Origin of the sequence: Ensifer sp. NM-2, assembly GCF_003024455.1 — a bacterium.
GTDB lineage: Bacteria > Pseudomonadota > Alphaproteobacteria > Rhizobiales > Rhizobiaceae > Ensifer > Ensifer canadensis.
Map to the genome: position 1 here is coordinate 57,766 of NZ_PVZR01000018.1, position 23,098 is coordinate 80,863.

General features: G+C 60.8%; 20 protein-coding genes. 12 read left to right on the forward strand and 8 right to left on the reverse strand.

The window, feature by feature from the left end; genetic code table 11:
- Positions 1–243: 243 nt before the first annotated feature.
- Entirely contained in the window at positions 244–720 is a 477-nt protein-coding gene (gene greA, locus C6558_RS28270) for a transcription elongation factor GreA (protein WP_025427081.1), read from the forward strand.
- Between the two features lie 87 nt (positions 721–807).
- Positions 808–1,863: a glycosyltransferase family 4 protein gene (locus tag C6558_RS28275; RefSeq protein ID WP_025427082.1), complete on the forward strand. Its 1,056-nt coding sequence runs from the start codon at positions 808–810 to the stop codon at positions 1,861–1,863.
- 23 nt (positions 1,864–1,886) lie between these two features.
- On the opposite strand, the gene C6558_RS28280 is transcribed toward C6558_RS28275, so the two are convergent.
- The 4 genes from C6558_RS28280 to C6558_RS28295 form a co-directional block, all read right to left on the reverse strand.
- Positions 1,887–2,909, reverse strand: coding sequence for a glycosyltransferase (locus C6558_RS28280; protein ID WP_057214353.1), 1,023 nt, complete (start codon positions 2,907–2,909; stop codon positions 1,887–1,889).
- Positions 2,906–3,937, reverse strand: a complete 1,032-nt coding sequence (locus C6558_RS28285; RefSeq protein WP_025427084.1) for a glycosyltransferase — start codon at positions 3,935–3,937, stop codon at positions 2,906–2,908. The genes C6558_RS28280 and C6558_RS28285 overlap by 4 nt, the downstream gene beginning before the upstream one ends.
- Before the next feature lie 18 nt (positions 3,938–3,955).
- Complete coding sequence (locus tag C6558_RS28290; protein ID WP_025427085.1) at positions 3,956–4,765, reverse strand: glycosyltransferase family 2 protein; 810 nt, start codon at positions 4,763–4,765, stop codon at positions 3,956–3,958.
- Between the two features lie 83 nt (positions 4,766–4,848).
- Complete coding sequence (locus C6558_RS28295) at positions 4,849–5,319, reverse strand: Lrp/AsnC family transcriptional regulator (RefSeq protein WP_025427086.1); 471 nt, start codon at positions 5,317–5,319, stop codon at positions 4,849–4,851.
- An 845-nt stretch (positions 5,320–6,164) separates the two neighbouring features.
- Here C6558_RS28295 and trxB point away from each other — a divergent pair.
- The 5 genes from trxB (at position 6,165) to C6558_RS28320 (ending at position 11,089) form a co-directional block, all read left to right on the forward strand.
- Positions 6,165–7,139: a thioredoxin-disulfide reductase gene (gene trxB / locus C6558_RS28300; RefSeq protein ID WP_025427087.1), complete on the forward strand. Its 975-nt coding sequence runs from the start codon at positions 6,165–6,167 to the stop codon at positions 7,137–7,139.
- 115 nt (positions 7,140–7,254) lie between these two features.
- Positions 7,255–8,151 (forward strand): LysR family transcriptional regulator VtlR, encoded by an 897-nt coding sequence (locus tag C6558_RS28305; protein WP_038577011.1) that lies wholly within the window; start codon positions 7,255–7,257, stop codon positions 8,149–8,151.
- Between the two features lie 616 nt (positions 8,152–8,767).
- On the forward strand, positions 8,768–9,058 hold the full coding sequence (locus C6558_RS28310) for a helix-turn-helix transcriptional regulator (protein WP_025427089.1): 291 nt from the start codon (positions 8,768–8,770) through the stop codon (positions 9,056–9,058).
- A 41-nt stretch (positions 9,059–9,099) separates the two neighbouring features.
- A complete protein-coding gene (locus tag C6558_RS28315; protein WP_025427090.1) occupies positions 9,100–10,221 on the forward strand; it encodes an alkene reductase in 1,122 nt (373 codons plus the stop codon).
- Positions 10,222–10,288: 67 nt separating this feature from the next.
- Positions 10,289–11,089, forward strand: coding sequence for an aminoglycoside phosphotransferase family protein (locus tag C6558_RS28320; RefSeq protein WP_025427091.1), 801 nt, complete (start codon positions 10,289–10,291; stop codon positions 11,087–11,089).
- Positions 11,090–11,091: 2 nt separating this feature from the next.
- On the opposite strand, the gene C6558_RS28325 is transcribed toward C6558_RS28320, so the two are convergent.
- The gene (locus tag C6558_RS28325; protein WP_025427092.1) at positions 11,092–11,661 is read right to left on the reverse strand and encodes an XRE family transcriptional regulator; all 570 of its coding nucleotides are present in this window, start codon (positions 11,659–11,661) and stop codon (positions 11,092–11,094) included.
- Between the two features lie 36 nt (positions 11,662–11,697).
- Between C6558_RS28325 and C6558_RS28330 the strand changes: the two genes are divergently transcribed.
- Together C6558_RS28330 and C6558_RS28335 are read left to right on the forward strand one after the other, a co-directional pair.
- The gene (locus C6558_RS28330) at positions 11,698–12,207 is read left to right on the forward strand and encodes a GNAT family N-acetyltransferase (RefSeq protein WP_025427093.1); all 510 of its coding nucleotides are present in this window, start codon (positions 11,698–11,700) and stop codon (positions 12,205–12,207) included.
- Between the two features lie 151 nt (positions 12,208–12,358).
- Positions 12,359–13,240, forward strand: a complete 882-nt coding sequence (locus C6558_RS28335) for a lytic transglycosylase domain-containing protein (RefSeq protein ID WP_245449234.1) — start codon at positions 12,359–12,361, stop codon at positions 13,238–13,240.
- Here the strand turns inward: C6558_RS28335 and C6558_RS28340 are convergent.
- Entirely contained in the window at positions 13,230–14,264 is a 1,035-nt protein-coding gene (locus C6558_RS28340; protein ID WP_025427095.1) for an NAD(P)H-binding protein, read from the reverse strand. The two genes, C6558_RS28335 and C6558_RS28340, sit on opposite strands and share 11 nt — an antisense overlap.
- A gap of 94 nt (positions 14,265–14,358) precedes the next feature.
- Between C6558_RS28340 and C6558_RS28345 the strand changes: the two genes are divergently transcribed.
- Entirely contained in the window at positions 14,359–15,273 is a 915-nt protein-coding gene (locus tag C6558_RS28345; protein WP_025427096.1) for a LysR family transcriptional regulator, read from the forward strand.
- A gap of 46 nt (positions 15,274–15,319) precedes the next feature.
- Here C6558_RS28345 and gyrA read toward each other — a convergent pair whose 3' ends face one another.
- The gene (gyrA, locus tag C6558_RS28350; RefSeq protein ID WP_025427097.1) at positions 15,320–18,094 is read right to left on the reverse strand and encodes a DNA gyrase subunit A; all 2,775 of its coding nucleotides are present in this window, start codon (positions 18,092–18,094) and stop codon (positions 15,320–15,322) included.
- A 334-nt stretch (positions 18,095–18,428) separates the two neighbouring features.
- On the opposite strand from gyrA, the gene C6558_RS28355 reads away from it, so the two are divergent.
- The gene (locus tag C6558_RS28355) at positions 18,429–19,058 is read left to right on the forward strand and encodes a MarC family protein (protein WP_025427098.1); all 630 of its coding nucleotides are present in this window, start codon (positions 18,429–18,431) and stop codon (positions 19,056–19,058) included.
- A gap of 262 nt (positions 19,059–19,320) precedes the next feature.
- Here the strand turns inward: C6558_RS28355 and C6558_RS28360 are convergent, their stop codons facing one another.
- Positions 19,321–19,869: a single-stranded DNA-binding protein gene (locus tag C6558_RS28360; RefSeq protein ID WP_025427099.1), complete on the reverse strand. Its 549-nt coding sequence runs from the start codon at positions 19,867–19,869 to the stop codon at positions 19,321–19,323.
- 280 nt (positions 19,870–20,149) lie between these two features.
- Between C6558_RS28360 and uvrA the strand changes: the two genes are divergently transcribed.
- Positions 20,150–23,071 carry an excinuclease ABC subunit UvrA gene (gene uvrA / locus C6558_RS28365; protein ID WP_025427100.1) on the forward strand — a complete coding sequence of 974 codons (2,922 nt, stop codon included), beginning with the start codon at positions 20,150–20,152 and terminating at the stop codon, positions 23,069–23,071.
- Positions 23,072–23,098: the final 27 nt, after the last annotated feature.

The window sequence follows — 23,098 nt, forward strand, 5'->3', positions numbered from 1 at the left end:
ACCGCGGTTGAGGTAAAGCCCATTATCGAGGATGTCAAATTGGTAGGAGCGTCTGCAAGTTGCGCCCCCCAAGTGAAGGACGCGGTGGATCATGGCGAAAAATCTGGCATTGGCAGTTTCCTTTCTGCTATAAGAACGGTTCGGATATTTCGGACGGTTCCGGTGCTTGCGCGCCGGAGACCGTTTTCTTTTGCGTTGGCGCCGCCCCCAAGCGGCGCCTCGTGCTTGATGAAGGACATTGAAATGGTCGACAAAGTGCCGATGACACAGGGTGGATTCGTCAACCTGCAGGAGGAGCTGCGCTGGCGCCAGCAGGAAGAGCGACCACGAATCATCGAGGCCATCGCCGAAGCACGCGCGCATGGCGACTTGTCGGAAAATGCCGAGTACCATGCCGCCAAAGAGGCTCAGAGCCACAACGAGGGTCGCGTCGGCGAACTCGAAGACCTGATCGCGCGCGCCGAAGTCATCGACCTGTCGAAGATGTCCGGCTCCAAGATCAAGTTCGGTGCCAAGGTGAAGCTCGTCGACGAGGACACCGAGGAAGAAAAAACCTACCAGATCGTTGGCGATCAGGAAGCGGACGTTAAGGCTGGACGCATCTCCATCTCGTCGCCGATCGCCCGCGCGCTGATCGGCAAGGAAGTCGGCGATTCCATCGAAGTGAACGCACCCGGCGGTTCCAAGGCCTACGAAATCCTCGCGGTAAACTGGGGCTGATCGCCCCTTTGGGGCGACGGTTCCGCTTCGCCCCGATCCCCCTGCCTCCAAGACATTGACTGTCGCATGCGCAAGGAGAGCGATTCCGTGGCTGACATCCGGGACGTCGAGGTGATCGCTCCCAATTTCAAGCGGCGCCTCTCGGGCGTTACCTCGACAATCATCCAACTCATCCCGATCCAGCGCGCGCTGGGTCAGAAGATCGCGGTGCTCGGTCCGGGTCTTCCCGACAGTCTGCCTTCGATCAGGTTTCTCGATCTCCTGCATCTCTGGAAAGCGCCCGACGGCCGGCGCTGCCGCGTCTGGCACGCTCGGCGCAACGTCGAGATGTTGCCGGCGATCATCCTGCGCGATCTCCTGCGCATGAAGTTGAAGATTGCCTTCACCTCGGCATCCCAGCGCCGCCATACGGGCTGGAGTAAATTTCTGATCGGCCGTATGGATGCGGTGATCGCGACAAGCGGCAAGACAGCCGCCTATCTCGAAGTGCCGAACGACGTCATCCTGCACGGGATCGATACCATACGGTTCCAGCCGCCCGTCGATCAGCATCAGGCGAAGGCCGCACTTGGCGTCGATCCGGCCCAGAAATTCGTCGGCTGCTTCGGGCGGGTCCGCCGTCAGAAGGGCACCGATCTCTTCGTTGATAGCATGATCGCCCTCCTGCCCTGCCGTCCAAGCTGGAGCGCGATCGTTGCCGGTCGGGCGACGGGTCCGCATGTGGCATTTGAAAACGAGCTCAAGGAGCGCGTCGCCAAAGCCGGGCTTGCCGAGCGTATCCTGTTTGTCGGTGAACACACCAACATTCCCGACTGGTACCGGGCGCTCGATCTTTTCGTCGCGCCGCAGCGCTGGGAAGGATTCGGTCTGACACCGCTCGAAGCCATGGCAACGGGCGTTCCCGTCGTGGCGACCGATGTCGGCGCATTTTCCGAACTGGTTGTGAGCGGTGCAGGCGAAACCGGGACGATCGTCCCGGCCGATAACCTTCAAGCCATGGTCGAGGCGACGGCCGCGTTCATGGATGGTGACCGGCGGCGCACAGCAGCGGGTGCGAATGGCCTTGTCCGCACCGCCACTTCGTTTGCGATCGAAGGCGAAGCGGCCGCCATCAATTCAGTGTACGAACGGCTGATGCGCTGACCGGCCTAGTGGCCGACTGCCGCCTATTTCTTCGAGGCGAACAGCTTCAAATAGGCGTTGGTGATGGCCTGTTTGGAAAACTGGTTCATCAGCGTTTCGTAGCCGCGTTCTGCCAAACGCGACCCGATCTGTCGGTCGTTTGCTATGCGCTCGATGGCGTGGCCGAAACCCTCGGCATCGCCGATATCGACCATCAGGCCGTTTTCACCGTCGCGCATGAACCATTGCGGTCCTTCAGAGCGGCTTGAAACGACTGGCGTGCCCTGCGCCCAGGATTCGAGAATAACGTTGCCGAGTGGTTCATGGCTTGACGCCATGACGAAGATGTCTGCGGCGGCCAGGAACGCACGCGTGTCCTTTTGCCAGCCGGCAAATCGCACCCGGCCCGAAACACCGAGATCGATGGCAAGCTTTTCGAGGTTTTCGCGCTCTTCCCCATCTCCGACAAGCCAGAGATACGCACCCGGCACCTTGGCGATCGCTTCGATCAGCGTATGGAAGCCCTTGCGCTCAACGAAGCGGCCCATCGACATGACGACCGGCGCGTCGTTCGGCGTATCCAGCGTGGCGCGGCTGACGGCAGCGACGCGTTCGGTATTGGTGAAATTGGAGATAACCTCGACGTCGCGCTTCCAACCGATTTCGCGCACATGCGCGGCGATGCCAGGAGTGTTGCAGACGAGGCAGTCGGTGTTGCGGAAGTAGTCGAGCCGCGGCGGGTAGTCGCCGAGCCGCGAGATCTTGATGCAACCCTTGTAGTTCGGCATCAATTCGCTGGCACGGGGCGCCCATGCCATAAGAGCATCCGGCTTCCACGTCTTGGCGAGCCGTGCTGTCTTCCATGGAAGAAGGATGCGGTCGACCGACAGGTTCCGGAAATGGCTCTCTTTGATTCCGACGGAAGGGCTGATGTCCTTGCGCCAGATCCGATCCGGTCGAATGATCGCCTTCTGTTCAACGCCGCGCTCGGCAAAGGCATTGACGAGATGGACGAAGAAACGCTCGGCGCCACCATCCTTGCCGAAGTGAAAATGGACGAGTTTCATGTTTGCTTCGAACCCCGGGCAAACAGCTCGAGGTAGGTCTCTGAGATCACCTGCTCCGAAAAACGCTTGGCAAGCGTATCGCGCCCACCTTCGCAGAGGCGCGTGCGAAGCGCCGGGTCGTCGCGCAGCCGTTCGATAGCGATTGCCAGACCCTCCGCATCGGCACAATCAACCATCAGTGCGTCCTGGCCATCCGTCATGACCCAGGACGGCCCCTCGGCGCGAGACGCAATAGTGGCTACTCCCGCACCCCACCCCTCAAAGCAGACGTTGCCCAAAGGCTCATGCAATGATGTGATCGCGAAGGCATCGCCCGCCGACAGGTAGCCATAGGCGTTCGTCTTCCAGCCAGGAAAGCGCACACGGTCCCTTATGCCGAGTTCTTCTGCAAGCCGTTCGAGGTTGGCGCGTTCGGGACCATCGCCCAGCAGCCAAAGATAGGCGCCATTGACCTTGGCGACGGCGCGCAGCAGATGATCGAAGCCCTTTCGCGGCACGAACCGCCCCATGCCGACGACGACAAAGGCATCCTCCGGCGTTTCGAGGTCTCGGCGCTCTATCGCGGCCGCCGGCGTTGCCCGTGTGAAGTTGGCGATCACTTCGACCCCACGCTTCCAGCCGAGCTTTCTGACGCGATCGGCGATATCGGGTGTTATGCAGACGAGCGTCTCGACATTCGTGTAGTAACCGAGGTGCTCCGGATAATCGCCAAGTCGGGAAATGCGGAAGGCCTTGTTGTAGACAGGCATGAAACGGCTTGCGCGAAGCTGCCAGGCCATGATCACGTCGGGTTGGAACTCCCGCAATATCCGCTGCATGCGTGCCTGAAGGACAAAGCGCGAGAGCGAAATTCGGCGAAAGACGCCTTCGTAGATCTTGCCGCAATGCTCCAGCTCTTGACGCCAGCTTCTGTCGGGCCTGATCAGCATGCGCTGCTCGACACCACGATCATGCAATGCGTTGACGAGATTGACGAAGAACCGTTCCGCTCCACCGTCCTTGCCAAAATGGATATGCATCACTTTCATAAAATCACCTGGATGCTTTCAATGCAGAGCGGCATCATCGTTGTTGGGACGCTTACTGAGTGCGTGCCTCTGATAGATTTTTGCGGCGGTCAAGAATGCGTATACGGCGCCCGTCATGGCTTCGATGAAGCCCGGAAAGCCACAGCGCCAAAGCCCGTTTCGGAAATAGAGACGATAAAAGTAAAGCGGTGGGCTGAACAGCATCTTGTATGGCCGCGGTGGTTTTCCGGCCGCTGCCTGCTGATCCGCCTTCAGCGTGGAGTACTTGTTTTCCTTCAGGATCTGTTCGTCGATAACAAGCGGACGATAATGAAGCAGGCTGCCTTTGCTGGCGGCGCCAACATGACCATCGGGTACGATACCCTCGTGCACTTTCTGACTGAGGTCGTAGCGTCCCCTGCCCTTGCGGATCAGGCGCAGATTTCGCCTCTCATGCACGCGCACCGGCGTATAACCGTAACCGATCAAATAGGGGCGGCGCGCCACGCGCCAGCCGACCGTCTCGGCCGGCCCGTCAAGCAGCGACGGCAGAAGCGCCTTCAGCGGTTCATCAAGGCGTTCGTCGGAGTCGATGTTGAAGCACCAGGGTTGCGTGCACTGGTCCAGCGCGAACTGTTTCTGGCCCGCATAGCCCCGCCAGGGCTCGTGCATGAAGCGGATCGGCCATCCATTATCGATGAAGGATTGCACGAGCGCGGCAGTGCCATCCGTCGATCCCGAATCGACGATGACGATCTCGGCGCACTGCTCGAGGCTCTCGATGCAGTTGCCGAGGTAGGCCTCTTCATTCTGGCAAATGATGAAGGCGGAAAGCGGAAGTTTGCTCATGGATGACGCCACTCAACTTCGGTCGTGTCTGCGTTCTCCAAGGGAGCCTCGCTGCCGTTGCGGATCCGCAAGTGTTCCGGATCCTAGATCTGGACCAGCCCGATATCCTTGACCTGACGAATGGTCAACATCGTGCGAACCGTATCGACGCGCTCGTTGGCGGTCAAAACCTCGATGACGAAATCCTGGAACGCGGTCAGGTTCTCGGCGACGCAATGAAGCAGAAAGTCGCTTTCGCCCGAGACTGTCCATGCCTGGCGCACGATCTGCCATTCCGCGGTTGCCGCGGCGAATGCCTTGAGATCCGCCTCCGACTGCCGCTTGAGACCCACCATGCAGAAACCCACCAGATCGAAGCCGAGCGCCGGTGCGTTCAGCAGCGCGTGGTAGCCCTTGATAACGCCGGTTTCCTCGAGTTTGCGCACCCGTCGCAGACAGGGGGGCGCCGAAATGCCAACACGCTGGGCGAGATCCACATTGGTCATCCTGCCGTCACGCTGGAGCTCGCGAAGGATCTTGAGATCGATTGCGTCGAGCTCGACTTGTTTCGTCATGAAGGTTCGTCCTTTTCACAAAGCGACTTTGATGCATGGGGCAAAGCCGAAGAGGAGTATCTTTGCTTGGATTGCCCGGTAGGTTGTCGTCACCGAGCCGATTTTATCAGGTTGGCCATAGAGAATTGATCGACAGTCGACCGTCCGTTCGACCTGCACGTAGTGACGGACCCTGCGTGTGCAGTTCTCGCTCGTAGCGCGTGAGCCTTGTGTTATCGGCGGGCGATCTTGGAGGCGTGGAGGCGTATGTTTGCGATCCGGTTCCCGCACTGAAGGCGAGGCTACTCTCCGGTCGTGAATTGCCGAACGCGGCGAGTTCGCGGTCGAGCCAAACGCGGCTTGCATTCAACCCCATATGCCTCTCCAGCAAAGTGAATCCGCGTGAAATATCGCCAAACCGATCCGACAACAAGCATCTGCGCCGACTATTCGCGGGAAAACCGGCGTTCAGAGGCGGTCGCGCCCGGTTGACGTCGATTCTTTTGGGGGCGTTCGTCGAAAAACCTGTGGCGATCCACGCCTTCGCGCCCGTCCTAGGTCTTCCGTCAGGCGTGTAAGGGGGCAGTCGTGTTGCCCTCGATCCCTGTATCTCATGTTCCGTTCGCTGGATCCGGTTCTCATGCGATGTCATCACGGGCTTGTGACGTGAAGAAGGGGGACGCAAGCGGTGCAAAAATGCCTGATCTGGTGTCAAATCGGCGCCTTGGGCTCAAGCACTTGTGTGTATCACCGCGACCGCCCTTGAAAGTCCCGGGGGGGAATACCTAAAGTATGGCACTATTTGCCTGTGATGTAACGGAACCGGACAGGGCCCTTCGGCCATTCGGTGAGCGAAGGACAAGACCATGACTGCCCGCCACGTAAAAGCGCTGATCATCGGCTCCGGCCCGGCCGGTTATACCGCCGCCATCTACACGGCGCGCGCGATGCTGGAACCGGTCCTGATCGCCGGCATGGAACAAGGCGGCCAGTTGATGATCACCACCGATGTGGAGAACTATCCGGGCTATGCCGATCCGGTTCAGGGTCCGTGGATGATGGAGCAGATGCTGAAGCAGGCGACGCATGTTGGCGCCGAGATCGTCAATGATCTGGTCACGGATGTTGACCTTTCCGTTCGCCCCTTCCGCGTCAAGACCGACAGCGGCAACGATTGGACGGCTGACGCCTTGATCATTGCCACCGGCGCCAAGGCAAAGTGGCTCGGCATCGAAACCGAGCCGACTTTCATGGGCTTCGGCGTTTCGGCCTGCGCCACCTGCGACGGGTTCTTCTATCGCAACAAGGACGTCATCGTCGTCGGCGGCGGCAATTCGGCCGTTGAAGAGGCTCTTTACCTCTCCAATCTCGCAAAGACCGTCACCGTCGTTCATCGCCGCGATTCGTTCCGCGCCGAAAAGATCCTGCAGGAGCGCCTGTTCGCCAAGCCCAACGTCAAGATCATCTGGGACCACGAGGTCGTCGAATATCTTGGTGCCGCCCCCAAGCCGCCGATGCCTGCATCGGTCAATGGCGTGAAGCTGCGCAACACCAAGACGGGCGAAACGAGCGACATGGTGACCGACGGCGTCTTCGTCGCAATCGGTCATGCGCCGGCTGTCGAACTGTTCAAGGGCAAGCTCCGGCAGAAGTCCAATGGCTATCTCTGGACGGCCGCTGATTCGACGGCGACCGATATACCCGGCGTTTTTGCCGCAGGTGACGTCACCGACGACATCTACCGCCAGGCCGTGACGGCTGCAGGCATGGGATGCATGGCGGCGCTCGAGGCCGAGAAATACCTGGCGGGTCATATGCCCGTCGCAATTGCAGCCGAATAGAAGCTGCGAATCGGGAAGCTCCAGGCAAGGAGCCTTCCCGTATGGGAACAGATGCATCAGCCGCACGCGGAGGACATGATCCCGTCCCCCGGGGTGGTTTCATATGGGGGACTTCATGTCGCTGGATTGGGACAAACTGCGCATTTTTCACGCGGCGGCCGAGGCTGGGTCGTTCACGCATGCGGCAGACAAGCTCCATCTCTCTCAGTCGGCGATCAGCCGTCAGGTGAGCTCGCTTGAGCAGGATGTCGGCATCAAGCTGTTCCACCGCCACGCGCGCGGCCTGATCCTGACCGAGCAGGGCGAGATCCTCTACCGGACTGCGCACGAAGTGCTGATGAAGCTCGAAAGCGTCAAGGTTCAGCTGAGCGAGACGACCGACAAGCCGAGCGGCAAGCTGCGCATCACGACGACCGTAGGCCTTGGCCAGGGCTGGCTGACCGACAAGATCCAGGAGTTCATGTCGCTGCACCCTGATGTCCAGGTACAGTTGATCCTCGATAACGAGGAGCTCGACGTGAACATGCGCCATGCCGACTGCGCCATACGCCTGCGCCAGCCGCAGCAATCCGACCTGATCCAGCGCAAGCTCTTCACCGTGCATATGCACGTCTATGCGGCGCCCTCCTACATCAACAAGCACGGCGAACCGCAGTCGCTCGACGATCTCGACAACCACCGCATCATTACCTTCGGCGAACCTGCGCCAAACTACCTGCTCGACGTCAACTGGCTCGAAATCGCCGGCCGCGATTCCGACAACCCGCGGACCTCGCATCTGCAGATCAACAGCCAGACCTCGATCAAGCGCGCCTGCCTGCTCGGCATCGGCATAGCGATGCTGCCTGACTATATCGTCGGCCGCGATCCAGGCCTGATACAACTTCCGATCAGTGCCGACATTCCGTCGTTCGACACCTACTTCTGCTATCCCGACGAGATGAAGAATGCTGCCAAGCTCAAGGTCTTCCGCGATTACATCGTCGCCAAGGCCAGGAACTGGAGCTTCTGACGCCAAAGGCGCCATTGCTCGATTTGTGAGCATTTGCCGGATGGCTGATTAGCTCGTTGTTTTATAATCGTAATTTAGATCGTGCGGCGCATTTGGTGCGCCGCATTTTGTTTGTGCGGTGCAAAAATGAGCAGTGATGCGCACATGGCATGGCTGACATGCATATTAAATGATTGCTGCTCGCCCAAAAAAGCAGCATACCACCCTCAGCTGATGCATCTTTGGTGGCTTCTCCTCCCAGTGCCACCGCAGCAGCTGTTCCCCTCTGGAGGTTTAATTACCTTCACAACTATAAGGGCCCAAGTCATCTTGTGGCCCTCTTTTTTTGTCTACTGTGTGGACACGGGCGAGCCGTGACGAAATTCACAGCCGGCTATTGAAAGCTGGTACTTCGCTTCCCATATCAAAATGTAGCTGATGCATTCTTGGTGGCTTTCTCCTCCCCGCCACCGCAGCAGCTGTTCCCCTCTGGAGGTTCTAATTACCTTCACAACTACAAGGGCCCAAGTTTTCTTGCGGCCCTCTTTTTTTGCTCATTTCCTCCTCACGCTCTTGTGATTTGAATATCGAGTGTAGCCGATACATCTATCGATAAAACACGATATGGCGATAGACGATGGATCGAGACGAAATCTTCAAGGCCCTGGCACACCCGGCAAGAGTGAGCATCCTTGCTTGGTTGAAGGAGCCCGAGGTGCACTTTCCGACCCAGGAGCATCCGTTTGAGATGGGCGTTTGCGCGGGGCAGTTCGAGCGCTGCGGCCTGTCGCAATCGACCGTATCCTCCCATCTCGCCATTCTCCAGCGCGCTGGCCTGGTGACAACCCGCCGTCTCGGCCAATGGGTTTTCTACAGGCGCAACGAAGAGACGATTGCCGCGTTCCTGAAGGACATCGGCAGTCTCTGACACCCCCCCCCAAGACCAAACTGAAACCGAAAGGACCTGCAATGGCTACCCTATTCGATCCCATCACCATTGGTGACATCACCCTGAAGAACCGCATCGTCATGGCGCCGTTGACGCGCAATCGTTCGCCGAAGGCCGTGCCGAACACACTCAACGCCACCTATTACGAACAGCGCGCATCGGCTGGCCTGCTGATCACCGAGGCAACTGCGATCACCCAGCAGGGCCAGGGTTATGCCGATGTGCCCGGGCTCTACACATCCGAAGCCCTCGAGGGCTGGCGCAAGGTCACCGATGCCGTGCATGCCAGGGGTGGCCGGATTGTCGTACAGATGTGGCATGTCGGCCGGATCTCACATGATTCGCTGCAGCCGGACGGTGGCAAGCCGGTTGCACCTTCAGCGATAAGGGCAAAGTCCAAGACCTATCTGATCAATCCCGATGGCACGGGTTCGTTTGCCGAAACCTCCGAACCGCGTGCGCTCGACATCAGCGAACTCGACGGGATCGTTGAGGACTATCGCAAGGCTGCCCGCGCCGCGATCGATGCCGGCTTCGACGGTGTCGAGATCCACGCCGCCAATGGCTATCTCATCGATCAGTTCCTGCGCTCCGGTTCGAACCAGCGCACCGACGCCTATGGCGGTTCGATCGAGAACCGCGCCCGCTTCCTGTTCCAGGTAGTTGATGCCATCACCTCGGAGATCGGCGCCGGCCGTGTCGGCATCCGTCTCTCGCCGGTGACGCCCGCCAACGACGCCTTCGATCCGGAGCCGCAGGCGCTGTTCAGCTATGTCGTCAAGAACCTGGCCCGTTATCCCCTCGCCTATCTCCACATCATCGAGGGTGCGACCGGCGGTCCGCGCGATCACCAACAGGGCGAGCGTCCGTTCGACTACCACGCTCTACGCGCCGTCTATGCCGCTGCCGGCGGCAAGGCTGCCTGGATGACCAACAACGGATATGATCGCGATCTGGCGGCAAAGACAGTTGAAAGTCGCGAGGCCGATCTGGTCGCCTTCGGTAAGCCGTTCATTGCCAATCCTGACCTTGTCGAGCGCCTGCAGGAGAACGCTCCGTTGAATGCGCCGGATCAAGCGACGTTCTATGGCGGCGGCGCAAAGGGCTATACCGACTACCCGTCTCTTGAACAGGTCGCCTGATACCACCACATCCCTCAAGCCCCGCCGGTCGGCGGGGCTTGATCGCCAACGGACCATCCCTCCTTGTATGTTTGCTCCCTACCTCGAAAAATGGTCGCTGCAGCCGGACGGTGACCGGGTCTCAACGCGATCGAGCCAACTGCTGCCGGTGCGCTGGCGCGGCCTGCCGGCAATGCTGAAGGTCGCTCACGAGGTGGAAGAGAAGCTCGGCCGGTTGCCGATGCTCTGGTGGGCCGGCCAGGGTGCTGCCGAAGTCTATGCCGACGACGAGGATGCGCTTGTGATGGAGCGTACCGACAGCCGGCGATCGCTGTTTCATATGGCGATGACGGGAAGCGACGAGGTGGCGACACGGATCATCTGCGGGACGGTGGCTGCGCTCCATGCGCCCCGCGATGCGGCCATTCCCGATCTCGTCCCGCTTGAGAGATGGTTTGCGGCACTGGCGCCGGCAGCACGAACCCATGGCGGCGTGCTGGCGCGTTCGCTTGCGGCGGCCGAGGCCTTGTTTTCCGATCCGCATCCGCCGGTCGTGCTGCATGGCGATGTTCACCACGGCAACATTCTCGACTTCAGTGCCCGTGGCTGGTTGGCGATCGACCCGAAGCCGGTCTATGGCGATCCGGGTTACGACTATGCCAATCTCTTCTGCAATCCGGAACTGGCTGTGGTGAGCGAGCCCGGTCGCCTGCAACGCCATCTCGCTATTGTCGCAGAGGCGACTCGACTGGCGCCGCGCCGTATCCTTTCCTGGATTCTGGCCTATGCGGGTCTCTCTGCCGCATGGTTTCTGGAGGATGATGACGACTTCGATGTCGAGGGCGAAATGCTGGTCGCGCGGATCGCTGCAGCCGAAATCGACAGGTAGCGTCAGCGGCTGCTTAAGAGGATCACCGCATAGACACATAACGTATCGTTGCCATTGCGGAAGATGCAGTCCGTGGGTGGTCCGAGCTCAAGGCAATCGCCTGCTGCCAGCGCATGCGTCTCCTCGCCTTCCGTGAAGGTCAAGGCGCCCTGCTTCACCCAGATCAACTGGCGAAACATTGCATAGGCGGCCGCCGGCATAGGCACGTCCGCACCCGCTGGCAGTTCGACCTCGATCAGTTCCAGCGGCAGCTCGGAGTTCGGTGAGACATGCCGCCTGAGATATCCGCTTTGCGGATCGCGCCAGACCGGCTGGTGCTCGCGCCGCGACAGGCGACCCTCCTGAATTTCCGCGCGGGCGATCAGCGTCGACATGGTCAGGCCGAAGGCACCGGAAAGCCGCGCAAGCAATGTTGCCGTCGGACTGCTATCTGCGCGCTCGATCTTGTGGATCATCGTGCGGGAGACGCCGGAGCGTTCCGCAAGCTCGCTCAGTGACCAGCCGCGGATTTCCCGCTCGAGACGAATGCGATCACTGATGCGTTGATCAAGGCTGTACACTTTAGTATCCATGACGTAGTCATATGGTGTACGAACATGCGGGGCAACATGCTGACCAGGCAAGCAACGAAAGATGACCTGCCGGTCATCTGCGACATCTACAACGACGCGGTGGCCAATACGACCGCCATCTGGAACGACACGATCGTCGATGTCGCCAATCGAGCTGCCTGGCTCAGGGCGCGAAGCGATGCCGGATACCCGGTCCTGGTCGCGGTGGCAGACAGCGGCGATATCGTCGGCTATGCCTCCTTCGGCGACTGGCGTGCGTTTGACGGTTACCGGCACACGGTCGAGCATTCCGTGTATGTCCACCGCAAAAGCCGTGGCGGCGGCATCGGCCGCGAGCTGATGGTTGCCTTGATCGCCGAGGCCGAACGTCTCAACAAGCATGTGATGGTGGCGGGGATCGAGTCGGAGAATGCCGCCTCGATCCGGCTTCACCAACGGCTGGGTTTCACAGAGACCGGTCGAATGCGCGAAGTTGGAACGAAGTTCGGCCGTTGGCTCGACTTGACCTTCATGCAACTGGTGCTCTCCACCGGCTCACCCGCCTGAAGGACCTGTTTTTCCTGACCTCGCGAGATGCTATGTATAAAGCCGGTCTGTTTCGATGAGGCATTGCGGGCGGTACGGCATGGGGAACGGCAGCTCAAAAGGTCTTGCGTTTGCCGCCAGAGGGCTGCTGGCGCTTTTGATGGCCGTGAGCATGGGGTCGCCGGATATCGCTCAGGCTCGCATCGACGAGCTGCCGGTGCGCGCCAAGTGCATCTATGTCGGCCGGTCGGTGACGGACCCGGTTAAATCGCTGTGCATCAGCAAGGAAAGCTTCGAGCGCGATGTTTGCGGCGTCATCGATCAATATGCCGCCGCCAATGACTTGCCTTCAGCCTTCTTTGCGCGCCTTATCTGGCGCGAAAGCCTGTTTCGGCCGAATGCGGTCAGCCCGAAAGGGGCGGAAGGCATCGCGCAGTTCATGCCGGGAACGGCGAAAATGCGTGGCCTTTCCAACAGTTTCGATGTCGTTGCCGCTCTGGGAAAATCAGCCGAATATCTTGGTGAGCTGAAGTCGCGCTACGGCAATCTCGGTTTTGCCGCCGCCGCCTACAATGCCGGTGAAAATGGGCTGGAGCGTTTCCTCGAAGTGGACTGGCTGCCGACGGAGACACGCAACTATGTGCTGGCGATCACCGCCTACAGCGTCGAGGACTGGCGGGACAATCCGCCAAAGACACTCGATCTGACGCTCGACAAGAGCAAGAATTTTCTCGACGGCTGCGTGGCGCTGGCCAGCACCCGCCAACTGCGCGAGATCGACGTGATCGATGAGGCGGAGTGGGCGCCCTGGGGCGTACAGCTTGCGGCGCATTTTCAGAAATCGGTGGCGCAGCGGCTCTTCGTCAACGCTGTCAAACGTCTGCCGGCCCCGATCCGTAGCGAGAAGGCCCTGCTCCTGCGCGAACGCAATGCCAGCTTCGGCCGCCGCATTCGTTATGCCGCCCGAATCGGCCGCGATAGCCAGGTGGAAGCCAATGCGCTTTGCGCCACCATTCGGAAAAATGGTGGCGCTTGCTTGGTCTTCAGGAACTGATCGCCATTTTGGCTGGGGTGAGTCCCTCGCCGGCGCCGATTTGTCCGGCACTCTGCGGCAAGCAGCCGAGCGCCTTGAGGGTTTTGGCCACCGCTTCATCGATCGGTGTACGCGGCTCCTCGCCGAGCAAGTCCAGCAATCGATTGTTCGGCATCCGTAGCGGTTGGCGCCAGAGGTAGCGCATCTTGCGCAACTCCCGAAAGAGCGGGACGAAGGGGGAAGCCAGCGTCACCAGCCACCATGGAAAGGCACGTGCCGGAAGCCTTTGCTGTCCCGCTGCGCGCCGGATGGCGGCGATCATCTTCGTGCCGTCATCATCGACGAAACCGCCCATATGGTAGACGGCAAAGGCCGGCAGATCCTCGGCACGCTCGACCAGACGGATCATCGTCTCGGCCACATCGGGCAGATAGGCCCATTGGTGGGCGACGCCCTTCTTTCCGGGATAGCTGATCGCGGTCAGCGGCTTGCCCGGCTTGACCAGCCCTTGCGAAAACCAGTTGTTGGCGGCATCGGGGCCGAAGAAATCTCCAGCCCGCAGGATGATCACGCCGACACCGGCGTCTGACGCAGCTTTCAATCGAAGTTCCATCTCCTTGCGGATCATGCCCTTGTCCGTATGCGGGTTCTGCGGGCTGTCTTCGGTCAGAAGCGGGAAGGCATCCTGACCGAAATTGTAGATCGTGCCCGGCAGCAAAATGCGCGCGCCTTCCGCTTTCGCGGCGGCAATGGTGTTGTCGAGCATCGGCAGTACCAGCTTGCCCCAGTTGCGGTAACCGGGCGGATTGACGGCATGAACGATCAGTTCGACGCCTTCTGCGGCGGCGCGAACGTCCAGCCGCTTCATCGCATCGCCCTCCACCCATTCGTACGCGGGCGCCTTCTGCGCGGCCTTGGCGATATTGCGATTGAGTGCGCGCACTTTCCATCCCCGCTGGCTGAGGCCGCGGGCGACGGCACCACCGATGCCGCCGGTCGCGCCCAATACCAGGACTGTTCTTGCCTTTTCCAGATTGTCGGTCATTGCGTCTGCTCCATCGGTTCTGATGGAGGAAATGTCGTGCAATTCCGGGATAAACGGAATTGTCGTTTTCTGTTTCATTGCTATACTTTTATGTATGAGCAAGATCGAGCCGAGCTGGGACTACTACCGGACTTTCCTGAAGGTGCTGAAAGAAGGCTCGCTGTCGGCGGCGGCGCGCGAGCTCGGCCTGACGCAACCGACGGTCGGGCGCCATGTCGATGCAATGGAGGAGATGCTCGGCTTTCCGCTCTTCACTCGCTCGCCGCAGGGACTGTTGCCGACCGATGCCGCCCGCGCGCTTCAACCCTATGCCGAAGCGCTCGCAGCAACATCAGCGGCCCTGCTTCGCGCTGCCTCCGGCCAGCAGGATACGGTCAGCGGAACGGTGCGCATCAGTGCCAGCGAAGTGATCGGTATCGAGGTGTTGCCGCCGATCCTTGCCGAGCTGCATGTGCAATATCCGGATCTGACCATCGAGCTGTCGGCTTCCGATGCGATCGAGGACATCCTGCGGCAGGAGGCGGACATCGCCGTGCGCATGGCGGTGCCCAGTCAGGATGCGCTGGTGGCGCTTCATATCGGCGCGGTGCCGCTCGGTTTTCACGCCCACCGGCGATACCTCGACCGGCGCGGCACCCCGGCCACGCTTGCCGATCTGAGCCGCCACAGCCTGATCGGCTATGACCGCGAGACGGCGGCGATCCGGGCAATCATCGCCCGCACACCCGGCCTGCCGGACGTGCGCTTTGCGCTGAAGGCAGACAGCAACCTCGCGCAGCTTGCCGCCATTCGCGCCGGTTTCGGCATCGGTATCTGTCAGAATGCGCTTGCTGCCCGCGACCCCGATATTCTCCCGGTACTGGCAGACGGGTTCGTAATGAAGCTCGAGACATGGCTCGTCATGCACGAAAACCTGAAGGCGGCGCCGCGTTGCCGGGTGGTCTTCGATGCGCTGGCCAAGGGCCTGAGAACCTACATTCGCCCGCCGGAAATCATGGCTGCCCAATAAAAAAGCCCGCCGATCGGCGGGCTTTTCAGTCGGTTGGAGCCGCCTATCAGGCTTCGGCTTCCGGCGTTTCCGGTGCGCCGTTTTCGGCTGCCACCAGGTCCTCGCCTTCTTCGTCACCTTCCGGTTCGCTGATGCGCTCGACCGAGACGACCTTTTCGTCCTTGGCCGTCGAGAAGATCGTCACGCCCTTGGTGGCGCGGCTGGCAAGCCGGACGCCATTGATCGGCACGCGGATCAACTGGCCGCCATCGGAAACGAGCATGATCTGATCGTTGTCTTCGATTGGGAAGGCCGCGACGAGTACGCCGATCTCCGTCGTCTTCGAGGTGTCGGTGGCGCGGATGCCCTTGCCGCCACGACCCGAGGTGCGGAAATCGTAGGACGACGAACGTTTGCCAAAGCCCTTCTCCGAAACCGTCAGAACGAACTGTTCGCGCGCCTTCAGCTCTTCGTAGCGCTCGTTGGTGAGTTCGCCACCTTCGGTGACTTCCTCGCCGACCAGAGCGATTTCTTCTTCCTCGCCGTTCGTGCGCCGCTCGGCGGCTGCGCGCTTCAGGTAGGCCGCCCGTTCCCATGGCTCAGCATCCACATGGCCGAGGATCGCCATCGAGATGATGCGGTCGCCGTCACCAAGGTTGATGCCGCGGACGCCGATCGAGTTGCGGCCGGCAAAAACGCGCACGTCGTCGACCGGGAAGCGAATGCACTGGCCGAGCGCCGTCGTCAGCATGACGTCGTCATGCTCGGTGCAGGTGTCGACCGAGAGGATCTCGTCGCCATCCTCCTCCAGTTTCATCGCGATCTTGCCGTTGCGGTTGACCTGGACGAAGTCGGACAGTTTGTTACGGCGCACCGTGCCGCGCGTCGTCGAGAACATGACGTCGAGGTTTTCCCACGTCGTTTCGTCCTCGGGCAGCGGCATGATCGTCGTGATGCGTTCGCCGGGTTCAAGCGGCAGCATGTTGATCAGTGCCTTGCCGCGCGATTGCGGCGTGCCGATAGGCAGGCGCCAGACCTTCTCCTTGTAGACGATGCCACGGGAGGAGAAGAACAGAACCGGCGTATGAGTGTTGGCAACAAATAGCCGGGTAACGAAATCCTCGTCCCTGGTTGCCATGCCGGAGCGGCCCTTGCCGCCGCGGCGCTGCGCGCGATAGGTGGTCAGCGGCACGCGCTTGATGTAGCCGAGATGCGAGACGGTCACGACCATGTCTTCGCGGGCGATCAGGTCCTCGTCGTCCATGTCGGGACCGCCTTCGGCGATCTCGCTGCGACGCGGCGTGCCGAACTCCTCGCGAACGGCGGTGAGTTCGTCCTTGACGATGGTCATGATGCGGAGACGCGACGACAGGATATCGAGGTAATCCTTGATTTCCTCGCCGATCTTGTTGAGTTCGTCGCCGATTTCGTCACGACCAAGCGCAGTCAGGCGCTGCAGGCGCAGGTCGAGAATGGCGCGCGCCTGCTCTTCCGACAGGTTGTAGGTATTGTCTTCGTTGATCCGGTGACGCGGGTCGTCGATCAGCCGGATGAGGCTGTCGACGTCATGCGCCGGCCAACGGCGCTCCATCAACTGTTCGCGCGCGGTCTGCGGATCGGGCGCATGCCGGATCAGCTTGATCACTTCGTCGATGTTGGCAACCGCGATGGCGAGACCGACCAGGACATGCGCACGGTCGCGCGCCTTGCGCAGCAGGTACTTCGTTCTCCGGCTAACGACTTCCTCGCGGAACGAGACGAAGGCGCGCAGCATGTCGAGCAGCGTCATCTGCTCCGGCTTGCCGCCGTTGAGCGCCACCATGTTGCAGCCGAAAGACGACTGCAGCGGCGTGTAACGGTAAAGCTGGTTCAGGATGACGTCGGCATTGGCGTCGCGCTTGAGTTCGACGACGACGCGGTAGCCCTGACGGTCCGATTCGTCGCGCAGATCCGAGATGCCTTCGATGCGCTTATCGCGCACCAGTTCGGCCATCTTCTCGATCATCGTCGCCTTGTTCACCTGGAAGGGAATCTCGGTGATGATGATCTGCTCGCGGTCACCGCGCATCGGTTCGATATGGGCACGACCGCGCATGATGACCGAACCGCGGCCGGTCTCGTAGGCCGAGCGGATACCCGAGCGGCCGAGGATGAGCGCACCGGTCGGGAAGTCCGGCCCCGGGATGATTTCCATCAGCTCCGGCAATTCGATCGCCGGGTTGTCGATCAGCGCCATACAGCCGTTGATGACTTCGACGAGGTTGTGCGGCGGAATGTTGGTCGCCATGCCGACCGCGATGCCGCCGGCGCCGTTGACGAGCAGGTTCGGGAACTTCGCGGGCACCACCACCGGCTCGCTCATCGTGCCGTCGTAGTTGTCGCGGAAATCGACCGTTTCCTTGTCGAGGTCGTCGAGCAGCGAGTGCGCTGCCTTCTGCAGGCGGCACTCGGTGTAGCGTTCTGCCGCCGGCGGGTCGCCGTCGACCGAGCCGAAGTTGCCCTGGCCGTCGATCAGCGGCAGCCGCAGCGACCAATCCTGGGCCATACGTGCCAGCGCATCGTAGATCGCCGAATTGCCGTGCGGGTGGTATTTGCCCATCACGTCCCCGGTGACACGGGCGCATTTGACGTACTTCTTGTTCCAGTCGATGCCGAGTTCGCTCATCCCGTAGAGGATGCGGCGATGAACGGGTTTCAGGCCGTCACGCACGTCTGGAAGCGCGCGGCTGACGATGACGCTCATGGCGTAATCGAGATAGGACCGCTGCATTTCCTCGATGATGGAAATCGGCTCGATGCCTGGCGGAGTCTTTCCGCCGCCGGGAGTGCTTTGCTCAGTCAATTGTGATCACGATCTTTGTTCAGAATCAGTCGGATATTTATAGCCGAATGCGCCTGGAAGCGCCAATTTTGGCCCGTGGTTGTGAACAGTCTTTTGCCGTCGGAACAGGCTTTTCTAGGGCATTGCAGCGGAAATCGGAAGTGCTGGCGACAAAGTCGGCTGCCCGGCCTGAACGGCTGTGAGAAGGTTCCGTCACATCCTCATTAAGCTATTGCTCAAGCTTTGGCCACCGACCCCTTCCCAAGCCCCCTCCGCTTGCCTAACAATGCCGATCTGCCACCGGGAAAACTCGGGGCGCGCGCGCACGCACGCGACAATCCGGAAGGGGAAACGGATGTTCAATGTCGACCTCCTGGTCAACGCACTCACCACCCTGCTCGTCACGCTCGATCCGCCGGGGCTCGCCCCGATCTTCCTGAGCCTCACCGTCGGCCTCAGCCGGCAGGAACGCTTTCAGGTCGCCACACGCGGCTCGCTGATCGCCTTCTTCATCCTTGCCGCCTTCGCCGTCTTCGGTAACGGCATTCTCGGCCTGCTCGGCATATCCATCGGTGCCTTCCGCATCGCCGGCGGTCTGCTGCTGTTCTGGATTTCCTTCGAGATGATCTTCGAGAAGCGTCAGGAGCGAAAGGAAAAGACCGGCGAAAACGCCACCACCAAGGACCACATCCACAATATCGCGGTGTTCCCGCTTGCCCTGCCGCTGATTGCCGGGCCGGGCGCGATCTCCGCGACGATCCTGCTTGCCGGCTCGTTCCCGACGGCGGTCGAGCGCACGCAGCTGTTGATCGTCATCGCGCTGTCGATGGTCAGTCTTTTCCTGGCGCTTGTCATCGCCGAACGCATCGACCGTTTTCTCGGCGTCACCGGCCGGGCAATCCTCACGCGCCTGCTTGGGGTCATCCTGGCGGCACTTGCAGTCCAGTTCGTCGTCGACGGCGTGAAATCGGCAATGGCGGTCTGAGGCCATCGGGACGTTTGAGCGCTTCCGCTTTGGATAGAGTTGCGGAAGCGTCCCGTCTCCTGGTCATACGCACTTCCGGACGGAAAACCGCTTCGCACTTTTCCTGGAAATGCTCCAACCGACAGAAACGTTCATTCGAACGCAAAAAGGGCCGGTTTCCCGGCCCTTTTTCAATGTCACGATATTGCCATTAAAGGCCCGTGCCGTTCCAGTCTGCTCACCAAAGGGCGTCCGCAACTGAAAATCGCCGTGTTCGCGTGGCTCAGAACGGGATGTCGTCGTCGAGATCGCGCGAGAAGTTGCCGCCACTCTGGCTGCCCTGACCACCCTGGCCGCCGCCGGAGCGACCGCCGCCGGAGGACTGGCGCGGCTGCTGATCGTAGTCGTCGTAGCCGCCGCCAGCGCCGCCACCGAAATCGCTGGAGCCGCCACGGCCGGCGCCGGAGCCGCCGCCCTCGCCGCGACCATCAAGCATGGTCAGCGTCGAGTTGAAGCCCTGCAGCACGATTTCGGTCGAGTAACGATCATTGCCCGTCTGGTCCTGCCATTTGCGGGTCTGCAGCGCGCCTTCGATATAGAGCTTCGCGCCCTTCTTGACGTATTGCTCGACGACCTTGCACAGGCCTTCGTTGAAGACGACGACGGTGTGCCATTCGGTCTTTTCCTTGCGCTCGCCGCTGTTGCGGTCACGCCAGGTTTCCGATGTGGCAATGCGCAGGTTGGCGATCGGCCGGCCGTCCTGCGTGCGCCGGATTTCCGGGTCCGCCCCGACGTTTCCGACCAAGATCACCTTGTTGACGCTACCAGCCATATTGCTTTTCCCGTGGTTTTGCCGCGCCGCCGGCACGGCTTTCGAATTTCAAGAACGCGTATCTTAGCGGTCCGCTGCCGCGGATACGCCCCGCATCATACATAATCCACAACAGATTTAGTCGATTTGCGTGTTGTTTGTTCTTTCTTTGTTCTAATATTTCCCTATGATCCTGTCAACCGAATCGAAATGGCCACCAGTTTTGCCGATTGCGCCTCGACATGGGCGTTAGCGTCATTACATAGGGGGCTTTCAACCGACATGCAAAAGCTGGCTTCCGATGAGCGAACTCAAGACCATCTCCATTCGTGGCGCGCGCGAGCACAATCTCAAGGGCATCGATCTCGATCTGCCGCGCAACAAGCTGATCGTGATGACAGGGCTTTCCGGCTCCGGCAAGTCGTCGCTCGCCTTCGATACGATCTATGCCGAAGGCCAGCGTCGCTACGTTGAGAGCCTGTCTGCCTATGCGCGCCAGTTCCTCGAGATGATGCAGAAGCCGGATGTCGACCAGATCGACGGCCTGTCGCCGGCAATCTCGATCGAGCAGAAGACGACCTCGCGCAACCCGCGCTCGACGGTCGGCACCGTGACCGAGATCTACGACTACATGCGCCTGCTGTTTGCGCGCGTCGGTGTGCCCTATTCGCCGGCGACCGGCCTGCCGATCGAAAGCCAGACAGTCAGCCAGATGGTCGACCGTGTGCTCGCCTTCGGCGAAGGCACGCGTCTTTATATTCTTGCGCCGCTCGTGCGCGGCCGTAAGGGCGAGTACAAGAAGGAACTCGCCGAACTGATGAAGAAGGGCTTTCAGCGCGTTAAGGTCGACGGCACCTTCTACGAGATCGCCGAGGTTCCTGCCCTCGACAAGAAGTACAAGCATGACATCGACGTCGTCGTCGACCGTGTCGTCGTGCGGCCCGATCTCGCCTCGCGGCTTGCTGACAGCTTGGAAACATGCCTGACGCTGGCCGACGGTCTCGCCGTTGCCGAATTCGCCGACAAGCCGCTGCCGCCGGAAGAAACCGCGGCCGGTGGCTCGGCCAACAAGTCGCTCAACGAAACCCATGAGCGCGTGCTGTTTTCGGAAAAGTTCGCCTGCCCGGTCTCCGGCTTTACGATTTCCGAGATCGAGCCGCGCCTGTTCTCATTCAACAATCCCTTCGGTGCCTGCCCGACCTGCGATGGCCTCGGCAGCCAGCAGAAGATCGACGAGGCGCTGATCGTACCAGAGCATAACAGGACGCTGCGTGATGGCGCGATCGCGCCTTGGGCCAAATCGTCGTCGCCCTATTACAACCAGACGCTGGAAGCGCTCGGCAAGGTTTTCGGATTCAAGCTCGGCAATCGCTGGAGCGAACTGTCCGTCGACGCGCAGAAAGCCATCCTGCACGGCACCGAAGAGAAGATCGTCTTTCATTATGAAGACGGCGCTCGCTCCTACAACACCACCAAGAATTTCGAAGGCATCGTGCCCAACCTCGAGCGCCGCTGGAAGGAAACCGACAGCGCCTGGGCGCGCGAGGAGATCGAGCGCTATATGTCGGCTGCCCCCTGCCCGGCCTGCGCTGGCTTCCGCCTGAAGCCGGAGGCGCTCGCCGTCAAGATCGACACGCTGCATATCGGCCAGGTCACCGAGATGTCGATCCGCATCGCACGGGACTGGTTCGAGGCATTGCCGGGACATCTCAACACCAAGCAGAACGAGATCGCCGTTCGCATCCTCAAGGAGATCCGCGACCGCCTGCGGTTCCTCAACGATGTCGGTCTCGAATATCTCAGCCTGTCGCGCAACTCCGGCACGCTGTCGGGTGGTGAAAGCCAGCGTATTCGCTTGGCATCGCAGATCGGCTCTGGTCTGACGGGCGTGCTCTACGTGCTCGACGAACCGTCGATCGGCCTGCACCAGCGCGACAACGCCCGCCTGCTCGAGACGCTGCGCCATTTGCGCGACATCGGCAACACGGTCATCGTCGTCGAGCATGACGAGGACGCTATCCTGACGGCCGACTATGTCGTCGACATCGGCCCGGCCGCCGGCATCCATGGCGGCGAGGTCATCGCCCAGGGTTCGCCTGCCGACGTGATGTCCAATCCGAAGTCGCTGACCGGCAAGTATCTCTCCGGTGAACTGTCGGTTGCCGTCCCGAGCGAACGCCGCAAGGCGAAAAAGAAAAAGGAAATCACCGTCGTCGGTGCACGCGCCAACAACCTGAAGAACGTCACGGCGTCCATTCCGCTCGGCATTTTCACCGCGGTTACGGGCGTGTCCGGTGGCGGCAAGTCCACCTTCCTGATCGAGACGCTCTACAAGGCCGCCGCCCGCCGTATCATGGGCGCGCGCGAAAACCCGGCCGAACACGATCGCATCGACGGCTTCGAGCACATCGACAAGGTGATCGACATCGACCAGTCGCCGATTGGCCGCACGCCGCGCTCAAACCCGGCGACCTACACCGGTGCCTTCACCCCGATCCGCGACTGGTTTGCCGGTTTGCCGGAAGCCAAGGCCCGCGGTTACCAGCCCGGTCGCTTCTCGTTCAACGTCAAGGGTGGGCGCTGCGAAGCCTGCCAGGGCGACGGCGTCATCAAGATCGAGATGCACTTCCTGCCGGATGTCTACGTCACCTGCGACGTCTGCCACGGCAAGCGCTACAACCGCGAAACGCTGGACGTGCATTTCAAGGGCAAGTCGATCGCCGATGTGCTCGACATGACCGTCGAGGAAGGCGTGGAGTTCTTTGCTGCCGTTCCCGCAGTGCGCGACAAGCTGGTGACGCTGAACCAGGTGGGGCTTGGCTATATCAAGGTCGGTCAGCAGGCAAACACGCTCTCGGGCGGCGAAGCCCAGCGCGTCAAGCTCGCCAAGGAACTGTCGAAGCGCTCCACCGGACGCACGCTCTATATTCTCGACGAACCGACAACCGGCTTGCATTTCCACGATGTGGCAAAGCTTCTTGAAGTTCTGCATGAACTCGTCAACCAGGGCAATTCGGTCGTGGTCATCGAGCACAATCTCGAGGTGATCAAGACGGCCGATTGGGTCATCGACTTCGGTCCCGAAGGTGGCGACGGCGGCGGCGAAGTCATCGCCAAGGGCACGCCGGAGGATGTCGTCAAGGAGCCGCGTTCCTATACCGGCCAGTTCCTGAAGGAGCTTTTGGAGCGTCGTCCGATGAAAAAGGTTGAGGCGGCCGAGTGAGCGTCTCGGGCAATAGGCGGAGCGACA

What these genes read in the sequence shown, in the direction of transcription:
- C6558_RS28335 (WP_245449234.1), top strand. Translation starts at nt 12,359, where the DNA reads ATGGGGTCGCCGGATATCGCTCAGGCTCGCATCGACGAGCTGCCGGTG.
- C6558_RS28330 (WP_025427093.1), top strand. Translation starts at nt 11,698, where the DNA reads ATGCTGACCAGGCAAGCAACGAAAGATGACCTGCCGGTCATCTGCGAC.
- C6558_RS28280 (WP_057214353.1), bottom strand. Translation starts at nt 2,909, where the DNA reads ATGAAACTCGTCCATTTTCACTTCGGCAAGGATGGTGGCGCCGAGCGT.
- C6558_RS28290 (WP_025427085.1), bottom strand. Translation starts at nt 4,765, where the DNA reads ATGAGCAAACTTCCGCTTTCCGCCTTCATCATTTGCCAGAATGAAGAG.
- C6558_RS28305 (WP_038577011.1), top strand. Translation starts at nt 7,255, where the DNA reads ATGTCGCTGGATTGGGACAAACTGCGCATTTTTCACGCGGCGGCCGAG.
- C6558_RS28325 (WP_025427092.1), bottom strand. Translation starts at nt 11,661, where the DNA reads ATGGATACTAAAGTGTACAGCCTTGATCAACGCATCAGTGATCGCATT.
- C6558_RS28315 (WP_025427090.1), top strand. Translation starts at nt 9,100, where the DNA reads ATGGCTACCCTATTCGATCCCATCACCATTGGTGACATCACCCTGAAG.
- C6558_RS28320 (WP_025427091.1), top strand. Translation starts at nt 10,289, where the DNA reads ATGTTTGCTCCCTACCTCGAAAAATGGTCGCTGCAGCCGGACGGTGAC.
- C6558_RS28345 (WP_025427096.1), top strand. Translation starts at nt 14,359, where the DNA reads ATGAGCAAGATCGAGCCGAGCTGGGACTACTACCGGACTTTCCTGAAG.
- C6558_RS28355 (WP_025427098.1), top strand. Translation starts at nt 18,429, where the DNA reads ATGTTCAATGTCGACCTCCTGGTCAACGCACTCACCACCCTGCTCGTC.
- C6558_RS28310 (WP_025427089.1), top strand. Translation starts at nt 8,768, where the DNA reads ATGGATCGAGACGAAATCTTCAAGGCCCTGGCACACCCGGCAAGAGTG.
- greA (WP_025427081.1), top strand. Translation starts at nt 244, where the DNA reads ATGGTCGACAAAGTGCCGATGACACAGGGTGGATTCGTCAACCTGCAG.
- C6558_RS28295 (WP_025427086.1), bottom strand. Translation starts at nt 5,319, where the DNA reads ATGACGAAACAAGTCGAGCTCGACGCAATCGATCTCAAGATCCTTCGC.
- C6558_RS28360 (WP_025427099.1), bottom strand. Translation starts at nt 19,869, where the DNA reads ATGGCTGGTAGCGTCAACAAGGTGATCTTGGTCGGAAACGTCGGGGCG.
- C6558_RS28285 (WP_025427084.1), bottom strand. Translation starts at nt 3,937, where the DNA reads ATGAAAGTGATGCATATCCATTTTGGCAAGGACGGTGGAGCGGAACGG.
- C6558_RS28340 (WP_025427095.1), bottom strand. Translation starts at nt 14,264, where the DNA reads ATGACCGACAATCTGGAAAAGGCAAGAACAGTCCTGGTATTGGGCGCG.
- uvrA (WP_025427100.1), top strand. Translation starts at nt 20,150, where the DNA reads ATGAGCGAACTCAAGACCATCTCCATTCGTGGCGCGCGCGAGCACAAT.
- trxB (WP_025427087.1), top strand. Translation starts at nt 6,165, where the DNA reads ATGACTGCCCGCCACGTAAAAGCGCTGATCATCGGCTCCGGCCCGGCC.